This window comes from Pseudomonas oryzagri (genome assembly GCF_020831405.1).
In the GTDB taxonomy this organism is placed as follows: Bacteria; Pseudomonadota; Gammaproteobacteria; order Pseudomonadales; family Pseudomonadaceae; genus Geopseudomonas; species Geopseudomonas oryzagri.
Window position 1 is genome coordinate 444,305 of sequence record NZ_JAJHPU010000043.1, and the last position, 12,539, is coordinate 456,843.

Genomic DNA, 12,539 nt, shown 5'->3' on the forward strand with positions numbered 1-12,539 from the left:
GGCTACCCAGCCCTGTCCGCTAGGGCGGCTGGAATCGACCAGAAGCAGCCAGAGGGCAGACGCTGCGCCAGGACCGCTCCCGGTCGAACGGACTCGCCAACAGTAGCTGCCCGGCGCGCGGCTAAACCCGGGCGCTCGAGGTGCCGCGAGCGTACTTCTTCTGCAGGATCATCGACGCTTCGTTGTAGGCAGTCTGGAAGGCGTCGCCGCCGATCCACTTCACTGCCGTGTCTTCGTCTTCATCGTGGAAGATCCCGCGATAGACGATCAACAGGCCCATCATGAAGTCGATGGCAGCGTCTTCCTCTTCCTCAGCGACGACCAGCTCCAACACCGGGTACTGCAGGAACACCAGGCACATCGCCAGCAGGCTGATGCCTTCGCCGACCTTCATCGCCTGGAACAGGTCGTCGAAGTGCGCCGGATCGAAACCGTTCTCTTCGATGTCCTTGAAGTCGAAGGTGCTCAGGTCGATATCGACATCATCGAATGGCTCGTTGACCAGCGGATTGGCCAGCAGCGGATGCAAGACATTGGCCTTGGCTTTGCCCGAACGGTTCTGCTTGGCCTTGGCTTTCGCCCGCTGGGCACGTTTTTGCTGTTTATCCGGGGAGGCCATGGAGGCGAGTTCCTTGTTCGATGCAGCCATGTTCATGGCTCGGGGTAATCGGGCACAAATTGTATTGAGTCTTGGCCAGGTTCGTCGGCCAAGGGGGCGGATTTTTGTGCTCCCAACGGTGCTTTCGACCAGAGGCAGCCCTTTGCTCAACGGATTCCCCCGTCGACTCAAACCAGATTCAACCGTTTCGCCAGCTTGCGCAGGTTGCTCGGGTCTATGGCCAGCGCCCGGGCCGCGGCGGCCCACTTGCCGTCGTGCTGGGCCAGGGCGCCCTGGATCAGTTCGCGCTGATAGCGGTCCATGGCCTGCTGCAGGCTTTCGCTCGGCGCCGGCGGCACGGACGCCGGCGCGCTGGCCGGGGCTGGCGCCGGTCCGTCCAGCCCCAGCCAGGGCGCCTCGATGCTGAGCAGGGCGGTGCGCGATTCGGCCTGGCTGAGGACCTTGAGGGCGGCGCGGCTGATCACATGCTCCAGCTCGCGCACGTTGCCCGGCCAGGGGTAGGCCAGCAGGGCACGCTCGGCATCGGCGGACAGGCGCAGGCAGCGCAGGCCCAGGCGGGCGCGGTTGAGTTCGAGGAAGTGGCCGGCCAGCACCAGCACGTCGCGGCCACGCTCGCGCAGCGGCGGGATGTGCACCGGGTAGACCGACAGGCGGTGATAGAGATCGGCGCGGAAACGCCCCTCGCGCACCTCCTCCCACAGCCGCCGGTTGGTCGCCGCGATCACCCGCACGTCGACATGCCGCGGACGGTCGGCGCCCAGGCGCTGAATCTCGCCGTTCTGCAGGGCGCGCAGCAGCTTGGCCTGGATCGACAGCGGCAGCTCGCCGATCTCGTCGAGGAACAGGGTGCCGCCGTTGGCCGCCTCGAAGCGTCCTGGGCGGTCCTGCGCAGCGCCGGAGAAGGCGCCTTTCACATGACCGAACAGTTCGCTCTCGGCCAGGGTCTCCGGCAGCGCCGCGCAGTTGACGTAGACCAGCGGCTGGCGCGCGCGCGGCGAGTGGGCATGCAGCCAGCGGGCGAACAGCTCCTTGCCGACACCGGTTTCGCCCTGCAGCAGCACCGACAACTCGGAGTCCGCCACGACCGCCAGTTCATCGAGCAACTGGCGCAGCACCGGGCTGTCGCCGAGCAGCATGCCGGCCGCTTCGTCGCTGACCTCGCCTTCCTCGCGCCGCGCCAGGCGCAGGCTGCGAATCTCGTTCTCCAGCCGGCAGACGCGCAGCGCCGCCTCGATCAGCAGGGCGTGGCTCTGCAGGCGCTCGCTCGCGCTGCAGTCGAACGTGCCGGGGTGCAGGGCATCCAGGGTCACCGCGCCCCACAGGCGGCCGTCGAGGAACAGGCTCATGCCCATGCAATCGTGCACCGGCAGCGGCTCGTCGGGGCTGTTCTGCAGCAGGCCGTCGTAAGGGTCGGGCAACTCGCTGTGGGCGGCGAACTGTAGCGGCTCGCGCTGCGCCATGATCTGGGCCAGGCGCGGATGTTTGGCCAGCACGAAGCTGCGCCCGAGTACCTCGTGGGCCAGGCCCACCGCCGCCTGCGGGCGCAGACTCTCGCCGTCCAGGCGCAGCAGCACCACGGCGCTGCAGGCGAAGATCTCGCGCAGGCTGACCACCAGCCGTTGCAGGCGCACGGCCGCTGGCAACTCGCCGACCAGGTCGGCGAGCAAGGCGTTCTGCAGCGGGGTGAAATCTACCATTTCGGGTATCCATGACCTGATCTGTATCGGGTAATTTATACCGCTGCGGCGCGCAAACCCTTGATTTCCGTCAGGTTTGAGCATGGCACGGGGCTTGCGATGGAGATGGCAGACCAACACGCCTGAAAGGAGTCCTTCATGGCCAGCCAATTGCTCGACAAAACCCTCGGCGACATCGCCTGCAGCATCCCCGGCGCCACCCGCGTGTTCCACGAATTCCATCTCGACTTCTGCTGCGGCGGCCAGAAAACCCTGCGCGAGGCGGCGCTGGCGCGCGGCGTCGACGCCGAGCGCGTAGAGCAGCGCCTGCTCTCCCTCAGCGGCGAGGACGACCGGGAGATAGACTGGCGCCAGGTGCCGCCGGAGCGCCTGATCGAGCATCTCCTGCAGCGCTACCACGCGGTGCACCGCGAGCAATTGCCGGAGCTGATCCGTCTCGCCGGGCGGGTCGAGCAGGTCCACAGCGACCGCGAGCACTGCCCGCTGGGGCTGACCGAGCTGCTGATCGACATGCAGCAGGAGCTGGAAAGCCACATGCAGAAGGAGGAGCAGATCCTCTTCCCGATGATCCAGCGCGGCGGCGGCAGGATGGCCGGCGGCCCCATCTCGGTGATGCGCTTCGAGCACGACCAGCACGGCGAAACCCTGGAGCGCATCGTCGAGCTGACCGACGACATGCAGCCGCCGGCCAACGCCTGCAACACCTGGCGCGCGCTGTACCGCGGCCTGGACGAGCTGCGCTGCGACCTGATGCAGCACATCCACCTGGAAAACAACCTGCTGTTCCCGCGCGCCCTCGGCGAAGAGGTGCAGCATGGGTGAGTACCGCAAACTCTGGTGGACGCTGATAGCCGTACTCGGCGTGACCTTCTGCCTGCTCGGCTGGTTCGGCCGCGAGGTGTATCGCCAGGCGCCGCCGATTCCGCAACAGGTGCAGAACGCCGACGGCCGCCCGCTGTTCACCGGCGATGACATCCTCGATGGCCAGACCGCCTGGCAGAGCGTCGGTGGCATGCAGCTTGGCTCGATCTGGGGCCATGGTGCCTACCAAGCGCCGGACTGGACCGCCGACTGGCTGCACCGTGAACTGACGACCTGGCTCGACCTGGCCGCCCAGCAGGAATATGGCAAGCCCTTTGCCGAGGTGGACGAAGACCACCAGGCGCTGCTGCGCCAGCAACTCAAGCGCGAGTACCGCGGCAACCAGGTGCAGGGCGAGGTGCTGGTACTCAGCGAGCGGCGCATCGCCGCCATCGCGCAGACCGCCAGCTACTACGACGCGCTGTTCGGCAACGACCCGGCGCTGCAGGGCAGCCGCAAGAGCTTCGCCATGAAGGAGAACACCCTGCCCGACGCCGCGCGGCGCGAGCAGCTGACCCGGTTCTTCTTCTGGACCGCCTGGGTGGCCGCCACCGAGCGCCCCGGCAGCGAGGCGACCTACAGCAACAACTGGCCGCACGAGCCGCTGATCGACAACCAGCCGACCGCGGAGAACCTGATGTGGTCGGTCGCCAGCGTGGTCCTGCTGATCGCCGGCGTCGGCTTCCTGGTCTGGGCGTGGGCCTTCCTGCGCGGTCGCGAGGAGGACGAACCGGCGGCGCCGGCCCACGATCCGCTGAGTCTGGTGGCGCTGACGCCGTCGCAGAAGGCGCTGGGCAAGTACCTGCTGCTGGTGGTCGGCCTGTTCGCCTTCCAGGTGCTGCTCGGCGGCGCCACGGCGCACTACACGGTGGAAGGCCAGGACTTCTATGGCTTCCCACTGTCGCAGTGGTTCCCCTATTCGCTGCTGCGCACCTGGCACATCCAGAGCGCGCTGTTCTGGATCGCCACCGGCTTCCTCACCGCCGGCCTGTTCCTCGCGCCGCTGATCAACGGCGGCAAGGACCCGAAATTCCAGAAGCTCGGTGTCGATGTGCTGTTCTGGGCGCTGGTGGCGGTGGTGGTCGGCTCCTTCGTCGGCAACTACCTGGCGATCGCCCAGGTCATGCCGCCCGAGTGGAACTTCTGGCTCGGCCACCAGGGCTACGAATACGTCGACCTCGGCCGCCTGTGGCAGATCGGCAAGTTCGCCGGCGTGGCCTTCTGGCTGCTGCTGATGCTGCGCGGCATCCTGCCGGCCTTCCGCCAGCCCGGCGACAAGAACCTGCTGGCCCTGCTGTCCGCCTCGGTGATCGCCATCGGCCTGTTCTACGGCGCCGGCTTCGCCTACGGCCAGCGCACCCACCTGTCGGTGATGGAGTACTGGCGCTGGTGGGTGGTCCATCTGTGGGTCGAAGGCTTCTTCGAGGTATTCGCCACCACCGCCCTGGCCTTCATCTTCTCCAGCATGGGCCTGGTGTCCAGGCGCATGGCCACCACCGCCAGCCTGGCGTCGGCCTCGCTGTTCATGCTCGGCGGCGTGCCCGGTACCTTCCACCACCTATACTTCGCCGGCACCACCACGCCGGTGATGGCGGTCGGCGCCACCTTCAGCGCCCTGGAAGTGGTGCCGCTGATCGTGCTCGGCTACGAGGCCTGGGAACACTGGCGCCTGAAGAGCCGCGCGGTGTGGATGGAGCGGGTCAAGTGGCCGCTGATGTGCTTCGTCGCCGTGGCCTTCTGGAACATGCTCGGCGCCGGCGTATTCGGCTTCATGATCAACCCGCCGATCTCGCTGTACTACGTGCAGGGCCTCAACACCACGCCGGTGCATGCCCATGCCGCGCTGTTCGGGGTCTACGGCTTCCTCGCCCTGGGCTTCACCCTGCTGGTGCTGCGCTACATCCGCCCGCAGCTGCAGTTCAACGAGGGACTGATGAAGGTCGCCTTCTGGTGGCTCAACGGCGGCCTGGTGCTGATGATCGCCACCAGCCTGCTGCCCATCGGCATCATCCAGTTCCACGCCAGCGTCAGCCAAGGCCTGTGGTACGCCCGCAGCGAAGCCTTCATGCAGCAGGACCTGCTGCAGACCCTGCGCTGGGTGCGCACCTTCGGCGACGTGGTGTTCATCGTTGGCGCCCTGGCCATGGCTTGGCAGGTGGTCAGCGGGTTCTTCTCGCCCAGCGGCGAGAGCGTGCCGCAGCGCGGGGAGGCGGGGGCTGCATCGGCTAGTTGATGGGGTGTAGGTGGATTGGCTGGACTCGGCCCGCGTTGTGCGGGTTGAGTCATTTTTACCGCCGCGCCGTACCGTTCGATAGAAGTTTTCAGCGCCCAGAAAACGAAAAAGCCCTGAAGACCAAGGCCCTCAGGGGGGCGTGAAAGTGGCGGTGAAGGAGGGATTCGAACCTACTTTTGCCGTTCCGTATCGTCTCAAACCCGCTCAATCTATGGCCTCGGCGCCCTCCTTCCTCTCAATGTGTAGCTATCCGGCTCAGTGATTTTGACGCATTTTAGACACATGCCACCCCTTGGCCTACACAAGATTACAGCACCCAATTAGCAGAACATTACTGAGCCTTAATCAAAGATTTCATAGCATCCAACGCCTCCTTATTGGCTTCTCGATCAAAAAAGCCCAGCCCTCTAGGCTGCTCTAGTATTCTCCAGCCGCTATAGGCCTCCATCATAAAAAGCAAGAATTGGGCTTTTGTGGGAATTATAAGGCTTATCATGTCAACATATCGCGCTCGCTCTTGCTCTGGACAGATGTCGACAGTCAATTTAAATAGGGCGCAGAACGATCTTACCAAAGAATAAATGCATTCATGATTGCTCTGATCAATTTCATTTATCAGCTTATCAAAATCATTTTTACTGCGCTCGGCAGATAGTAGCCTTTCCTGTAAGTAAGTTACTGCCTCCCCGCTCTTTAAAAGAGTCCCATCTAATCCAGGCAGCGAGAACGACTTGTATTCATCAATTGCAACCTGAGCAAAGGTCAACAACGAACTTTCATATGATCGAAGAGCTTCGTTTCTTCTGGCTTCTGCGAGATCATTTCGAGCCTCATCAGCCTCAGACTTTGCAATCTCTATTTGTTTTTCTTGGAAGCTCAAGCTCTTTATCAAAAGATAAATCGTTATAAAATTTAGGAGTGGGTTTAAGACTCCGCCCGTGTAGTCACCAAAAACCCCCCATTCCCCAGGGTCTTTTGAGAGCGCCCCGCCAAAATTGCCGTAGTATACAGTCCACACTAAGGCTAGAAGTGCTGCAGCCAAAATAACCGGACTAAACTTTTTCATAAACACGATGCAGTATGTAGTGTTTTACGCGCCCATCATATGAGCGTATCTCTGTCACGTCCGCTTGAACAGGCAAAAACAAATCGTTTACAACCCCAGTTAGGCTGCTGGCGAGAAAGTTCATTTCCTTCTTGGTGATCTGAGGCTGCCCCTTAACCACTTTAGGCGAAAAACTAATTGATTCTGCATCATGCCGATCAATAAAACGCCCAGTACAACGCCGGCCATTGAAACGACTTACTGCAACAGTTATCGTTTTTTCTTTGGGGTCTTTAATGTCCTCAGTCATATACTTATGACTCAGGCTATCAAATATAACCATTTTGGTTTGTGCTTTTTTGAGGGTTACCTTGTACCCCTGCCCGCTAACAGGGTGGTGAATCCGCACAAGAGGCCTATATAAGCGATCTAGCAACTTATCCAGATCATCCATATTATTTAGCCACTTCATTGTTTTGCGGCGCTCTGATTTAGTAGTCCCTCCCATAGGGATTCCTAGAAGTAGCGTTAGGGTCTCAATGAAGGCGGGAATTCCCATGGTGGTGAGGGCGCTTACTGCCATCGCATCGGTAAACTCAATTTCGAACTTCTGCCGAAAAGACCCTGGCGATGAATTTTTGAAGTTAAGACCAAAGCCTTTAACTGAAGGTGTTTGCGTAACCACCTCATCGTGAATTATCGCGTGAGTAGCAATGGCTATCGCTTCGGCTGCACCACCCATAGAGTCGGTCCCATAATAAAAATCCAACTCACTAAACTTGCTTTCGCCGCTCTCATAATAAAGCTCGAGTGGTATTTTTACACTTCCCTGCATGACAATCCTCAAACATACTTCTTGGTAATAATTTCCGTGCGAACTAGCGCCTGACTACATTTTGAGTGATCGCTATTCTGCGCTCTGATTGGGCTGGCTTGAACTTTCTTCATCATGGTCTGGGCTAATCTGTCCAATATCTGGAATTACCTCTTCAGTGAGTAGCCACCATCGATAATGCGGGAAAAGACGGCCTAATATTTCTATTTCGTTTGCGCCTAGTCGAGATCGGAGACGGTTAATGTTTTGCCAGCGTATAGTCGATTCCCCCTGCCTCAGCTAGCAGTTTGATGCTTGCCGGCTCTGTCAATAGCATGGCTCTATTGCTTTTCTATTATTTAATAGAGGAATTCCATCGTTGCGCTCTGTACATACATCACAATGGGTGTCCTCTGCGCATAGGTATATATTACATATCCAGTCCTGATAATGCCTCAAATAGTGACGTAACGAGCATGGAACTGAAAGAGCTGAAGTCCGCCAAGCTAGTAGGGCCACAACAGGATCTAGAGCCCATAGAGAAATGGGCAGACCGCAACGGCGTTACCTATGGCACTGCCCGCGCCTGGGTCTATCGGGGCGTATTACCTTCGGTGAAGCTGGGCAAGCTGCGGATGGGGAACCGCGCTTTGTTACGCACTTGGCTACTTGAGCAAGAGTCGACCTCATGAGTCGTACTGACCCGGAATTCAAACTCCGCGTCCCGCCGGAGTTCCGCGCTCAGACTCGAAAAAAGGGACGGATTAATTTTCCACGAATGACCGCCGTGTCCGGCGGGGCACCGACTAGTCTGATTCGGTGTTCATCCCGTCGATCAGCGCAGGAGCCCCGTCATGCCGCAGAATCAGCCCGCCCATCAGGTAGCCAACCAGTTCGTCGAAATCAACGGCCGTCGCCTGGCCTACCGGGTGATGGGTGAGGGCGTGCCGCTGCTGCTGTGCGTGCGCTTTCGCGGCACGATGGATTCCTGGGATCCGCTGTTTCTCGATGAGCTGGCCGCGCGGGGTTTCAGGGTGCATGTGTTCGACTACAGCGGCCTGGGCTTGTCCAGCGGCGAGCGCAGCTACGACCCGGCGACCCTGGCGCGCGACGTGCTCGACCTGATCCAGGCCCTCGGCTTGCAGCGCCTGGTGCTCGGCGGCTGGTCGCTGGGCGGCATCGTCGCCCAGCTGGTGTTCCTGCAGGCGCCGCAGTTGCTCAGCCATCTGCTGCTGCTCGGCACCACGCCGCCCGGCGAGCTGGCCAAGACCGGCGAGGCGCTGTTCTATCAGCTGGCGCGGCGGGAGAACGACTTCGAGGACTTCGTCCAGCTGTTCTTCGAGCCCCTCTCGGCGGAGAGCCGCGAGGCGGCGGCCCGCTCGGCCGAGCGCATCGCCGCGCGCTGCGAGGGCGCCTGCCCGCCGGTGCCCCACGAATGGGCCGGCCAGCAGCTGGGCGAGGGGCCGCGCAACCCGGCGTTCCCGGTGCCGGCGGTGCTCGACGCGCTCAAGCGCACGCGGATTCCACTGCTGCACATCGGCGGCAGCCACGACATCGTCTTCCCGGTGGAGAACTGGCACGCCCTCAGCGGCGTGCTGCCGACCCTGCACCTGCTGACCCTGCCGAGCTCCGGCCACGGCCCGCACCTGCAGTACCCGCAGCTGTGCGCCGCGAGCATCGCGGCCTTCGTTAGGCCTTGAGCGCCTCGCCGATGGCATAGAAGTGCCCGCCGGCCACATGGTGCAGGCTGCGCCAGGCCGGGTCGGCGTCCTCGAAGTGCCAGCGGCCGTCGCGGAACACGCGGTCGTCCGCCCAGGCGCCGACCACTTCGCCGATGAACAGGTCGTAGACCGCCTGGTTGTGCGGCTCGGGGATCAGCTCGCAGGCCAGCCAGGCCGAACAGCCGGCGACCAGGGGCAGGTTGTGGCCGGGCAGTTCGAACAGCTCGACGCCGGCCCTGGCCAGTTTGTCCGGCTCGTCCTTGAGGCTGTGGTTGCCGACCTGGTTGGTCAGCTGCAGCTGCGCCGCAGTCGGCACCTGGATCGCGAAGCGGCCGCTGCGCTCGATCAGCTCGCGGGTGCGGGTGGCCTTGTCCAGCACCACGGTGAGCTTGGGCGGGGCGAAGTCCAGCGCGCAGGCCCAGGCGGCGGCCATCACGTTGTCCACGCCGGCGTGGCGGGCCGAGACCAGCACGGTCGGGCCGTGGTTGAGGAGGCGATAGGCCTTGGCGAGGTCGACGGCGCAAAGGTCGGGATTCATTCGGGGTTCCTGACGACAAGGGTGGCGGGATGCTCGCCTGTGGAGCGGGGTTCGGCAACTGGTGTTGGCTGGGGGCGGGGTGTTTCGGCTGCTCTGTGATCGCTCCGACGCTCTGCGTGGGAGTGCTTCGCTGGACGCTTTGCGTCCGTTTCAGTGACGCAGAGCGTCACTGGCTGCATTCCCACGCAGAGCGTGGGAACGATCAAATCCGCGGGATGGCCATCGGTGGGGTGGACAGCGCTAGTCCCGCGTCGTCCCGCTCTTGCGCAACAAATAGCTGTCCATGATCCAGCCATTGCGCTGGCGCGCTTGCGCGCGGATCGCGGCGATGCGTTCCGCCACCTCGTCCAGCGGCCCGGCGATCAGGATCTCGTCGGCCGTGCCGACATACGCTCCCCAATAGATATGCAGGCCCTGACCGACGAAGCGCAGGTAGGTGTCCTTGGCGTCGAGCATCACCGCCACGCTGTCCACGCCCTGCGGCCAGCCTTCGGCGAGCAGGCGGCCGGTGGTGATTTCCACGGCGCGGCCGATGCTGTTGAGCAGCACGCGGTGGCGGGCGGTGAGGGCCTGCAGGCTGGTGATGCCGGGGATCACATCAAAGCTGAGGTCGCTGCGGGCGGCGGCGATGGACTCGATGATGCGGATGCTGCTGTCGTACAGCGAGGGGTCGCCCCAGACCATGAAGGCGGCGACTTCGCCATCGCTCATCTGCTCGTCGATCAGTTGCTCGAACACCGCCTGCTTGTCGCGGTTCAGGTCGTCCACGCTGGCGCGGTAGTCGGCGGCGTCGCGTTCGCGCTCCGGCTGCTGGCCTTCGGCGAAGCGCGGGCTGTGGCCATCCAGAAAGCGCGCGCAGATTTCCCGGCGCAGGGCGTTGAGCTTGTGTTTGGCCGGGCCCTTGTCCATCAGGAAGATCACGTCGGCGCGGCGCAGGGCCTTGATCGCCTGTTGGGTGATGTAGTCCGGGTCGCCGGCGCCGATGCCGACCAGCAGCAGTTCTTTCATGGTCTGTTCCAGGTGGGCGCACGGGGGCTCGGCGCCAGTTCGTCGATATGGTGGTAGTCGGCGCCCAGCTCGGCGGCCAACTGACGGGCGCGGCCGAGGCGGATGGGCGCGCGTTCGATGTCCAGCAGCAGGCCGGGGCAGGGTAGCGCCGCTAGGGCCGGCCATTCGCGCAGGCGACCGTCGGTGAGCAGCAGCAGGCGCTGGCGTTCGCCTGGTTTGTGGCGTTGCCGGCGCAGCAGCCAGGGGCTGGCCAGTTGCAGGGCCTCGATGATCGGCGTGCCGCCGCCGGCGCCGAGTTGCTGCAGCCAGGTATGCAGTTCGCTAGATGACTTTTGTCCTTGCCACAGCCAGCGCGGCTGGGCGCCGCCGGCCTCCAGCACGGCCAGGCGCGCGCGCTGGCGGTAGGCACTGTCGAACAGCTCGGCGAGCAGGCCCTTGGCCTGGGCCAGGGCTCCATGACGACGGGTGCTGGCCGAGGCGTCGACGATCACCAGCCACAGCTCGCCGGGGCGCAGCTGGCGGGCGTGCCAGCGCAGATCGGCGTGGCGGCGCGGGCGGCCGTGGGCGAGGGTCGCCGGCCAGTCGATGCGCGTGGGCGCGCCGCTGCCGCGGGCGCCGCTGCGTCCGCCTGGGGCCTGGCCGGGGAGGGGAAGGGCATCCGCGCCTGTGGCCGGGCGCGGGCGGATGCTCAGGGCTTTTTTGGCCAGGCCGGCGGCGCGCGGCGCTCGCCGATCGCCACGGCCTGCGGCGGCAGCGCGCCCCACTGGCCTTCGCCCCGATCCTGTTGCGAGGACTGTTGTTCCGACTGGTTCGGTGCCGGCGGCGCACTGGCGGTGGGTGGCGTGTGTTCGCGGCGGCGATGGGCGAGGACGAAGGGCTCCAGGGCGTCGATATCCTGCACCCCGATCCGGCTCGCGCCGCGCCAGGCGGCGTGGGCGCGGGCGCCGCGCAGCCAGACCAGATCGGCGCGCAGTCCGTCCACGGCGGCGGCGAAGCAGCGCTGGGCGATGGCCTCCAGGCTGGCGTCGTCCAGCGGGATTTCGCTCAGCCGTCGGCGCGCCTCGGCGCAGCGCTGACGCAGGGCGTCCTGCTCGCTCTGCCAATGGGCGAGGAAGGCCTGCGGCGCCTCGTCGAAGGCCAGGCGGCGACGGACGATCTCGGCGCGCTGCGCGGGCTCGGGCGTGCCGCCGAGCTGCACCTTGAGGCCGAAGCGGTCGAGCAGTTGCGGGCGCAGTTCGCCTTCCTCGGGATTCATGGTGCCGATCAGCACGAAGCGCGCCGGATGGCTGTGCGACAGGCCATCGCGTTCGACATGGTTGATGCCGCTGGCGGCCACGTCGAGCAGCAGGTCGACTAGGTGGTCGGGCAGCAGGTTGACCTCGTCGACGTAGAGTACGCCGCCGTGGGCGTTGGCCAGCACGCCGGGGGAGAAGCGCGCGCGGCCTTCGCCGAGCGCGGCGTCCAGGTCGAGGGTGCCGACGATGCGTTCCTCGCTGGCGCCCAGCGGCAGTGTGACGAAGCGCCCGCCATCGAGCAGGTCGGCCACGCCGCGCGCCAGGGTCGACTTGGCCATGCCGCGCGGCCCTTCGATCAGCACGCCGCCGAGGGCCGGATCGATGGCGGCCAGGCACAGGGCCAGCTTGAGGTCGTCGGCGGCCACCACGGCGGCCAGGGGGAAATGGGGCTCCATGGCGTTATCTCGGATCAAAGGTTGAAAGGGCACGGGGGGATCGGTTAGCGTGGCAACCATCGTTTTGGAGATCAGCATGTCGCCTCGTCCTTCCCTGAACCGCCTCGTTCGCTCCGCCGCTGTCGGCGTGGCCGGCGTGCGCGCGCAGGTCGCGGCGGCCGGTTATTTCTTTTACGGGTATTGGTTTAGCCAACGGCGCGCCTGATACCCCACAGGCGCCCCAGAGCAAAGGGTCGCCACCAGCCAGTTTCACGAAACCCCGGTCGGCCACCCGACCGGGGTTTTTGTTTTTCCGGCCCACAAGGCCAGCACG

13 protein-coding genes are annotated in these 12,539 nt (G+C 64.0%); 5 read left to right on the forward strand and 8 right to left on the reverse strand.

Translation table 11 applies throughout. The features are described from left to right. Window positions 1-121: 121 nt before the first annotated feature. Complete coding sequence (locus LMJ29_RS18665; RefSeq protein ID WP_229607235.1) at window positions 122-619, reverse strand: hypothetical protein; 498 nt, start codon at window positions 617-619, stop codon at window positions 122-124. A gap of 167 nt (window positions 620-786) precedes the next feature. Beyond that, window positions 787-2,316: a nitric oxide reductase transcriptional regulator NorR gene (norR, locus tag LMJ29_RS18670; RefSeq protein ID WP_229607023.1), complete on the reverse strand. Its 1,530-nt coding sequence runs from the start codon at window positions 2,314-2,316 to the stop codon at window positions 787-789. Between the two features lie 138 nt (window positions 2,317-2,454). Between norR and ytfE the strand changes: the two genes are divergently transcribed. Both ytfE and LMJ29_RS18680 read left to right on the forward strand, forming a co-directional pair. Further along, on the forward strand, window positions 2,455-3,138 hold the full coding sequence (gene ytfE / locus LMJ29_RS18675) for an iron-sulfur cluster repair protein YtfE (protein ID WP_229607024.1): 684 nt from the start codon (window positions 2,455-2,457) through the stop codon (window positions 3,136-3,138). Then, the gene (locus LMJ29_RS18680; protein ID WP_229607025.1) at window positions 3,131-5,410 is read left to right on the forward strand and encodes a nitric-oxide reductase large subunit; all 2,280 of its coding nucleotides are present in this window, start codon (window positions 3,131-3,133) and stop codon (window positions 5,408-5,410) included. Before ytfE ends, LMJ29_RS18680 begins: the two co-directional genes overlap by 8 nt. 331 nt (window positions 5,411-5,741) lie before the next feature. On the opposite strand, the gene LMJ29_RS18685 is transcribed toward LMJ29_RS18680, so the two are convergent. Both LMJ29_RS18685 and LMJ29_RS18690 read right to left on the reverse strand, forming a co-directional pair. Further along, window positions 5,742-6,476: a hypothetical protein gene (locus LMJ29_RS18685; RefSeq protein ID WP_229607026.1), complete on the reverse strand. Its 735-nt coding sequence runs from the start codon at window positions 6,474-6,476 to the stop codon at window positions 5,742-5,744. Next, window positions 6,463-7,290: a hypothetical protein gene (locus LMJ29_RS18690; protein WP_229607027.1), complete on the reverse strand. Its 828-nt coding sequence runs from the start codon at window positions 7,288-7,290 to the stop codon at window positions 6,463-6,465. The genes LMJ29_RS18685 and LMJ29_RS18690 overlap by 14 nt, the downstream gene beginning before the upstream one ends. 455 nt (window positions 7,291-7,745) lie before the next feature. On the opposite strand from LMJ29_RS18690, the gene LMJ29_RS18695 reads away from it, so the two are divergent. After that, a complete protein-coding gene (locus LMJ29_RS18695) occupies window positions 7,746-7,961 on the forward strand; it encodes a DNA-binding protein (RefSeq protein ID WP_229607028.1) in 216 nt (71 codons plus the stop codon). 162 nt (window positions 7,962-8,123) lie between these two features. Then, on the forward strand, window positions 8,124-8,969 hold the full coding sequence (locus LMJ29_RS18700; RefSeq protein WP_229607029.1) for an alpha/beta fold hydrolase: 846 nt from the start codon (window positions 8,124-8,126) through the stop codon (window positions 8,967-8,969). Here the strand turns inward: LMJ29_RS18700 and LMJ29_RS18705 are convergent. From LMJ29_RS18705 to LMJ29_RS18720, 4 genes are all read right to left on the reverse strand, one after another. After that, window positions 8,959-9,528 (reverse strand): flavin reductase family protein, encoded by a 570-nt coding sequence (locus LMJ29_RS18705; protein ID WP_229607030.1) that lies wholly within the window; start codon window positions 9,526-9,528, stop codon window positions 8,959-8,961. The two genes, LMJ29_RS18700 and LMJ29_RS18705, sit on opposite strands and share 11 nt — an antisense overlap. Window positions 9,529-9,768: 240 nt before the next feature. Beyond that, entirely contained in the window at window positions 9,769-10,536 is a 768-nt protein-coding gene (cobF, locus tag LMJ29_RS18710) for a precorrin-6A synthase (deacetylating) (RefSeq protein ID WP_229607031.1), read from the reverse strand. Next, complete coding sequence (locus LMJ29_RS18715) at window positions 10,533-11,243, reverse strand: vWA domain-containing protein (RefSeq protein WP_264758962.1); 711 nt, start codon at window positions 11,241-11,243, stop codon at window positions 10,533-10,535. Before LMJ29_RS18715 ends, cobF begins: the two co-directional genes overlap by 4 nt. Next, window positions 11,225-12,226 (reverse strand): ATP-binding protein, encoded by a 1,002-nt coding sequence (locus LMJ29_RS18720; RefSeq protein WP_229607033.1) that lies wholly within the window; start codon window positions 12,224-12,226, stop codon window positions 11,225-11,227. The genes LMJ29_RS18715 and LMJ29_RS18720 overlap by 19 nt, the downstream gene beginning before the upstream one ends. A 49-nt stretch (window positions 12,227-12,275) precedes the next feature. Here LMJ29_RS18720 and LMJ29_RS18725 point away from each other — a divergent pair, with 49 nt between their 5' ends. Further along, a complete protein-coding gene (locus LMJ29_RS18725) occupies window positions 12,276-12,431 on the forward strand; it encodes a hypothetical protein (RefSeq protein ID WP_229607034.1) in 156 nt (51 codons plus the stop codon). Window positions 12,432-12,539 lie beyond the last annotated feature (108 nt).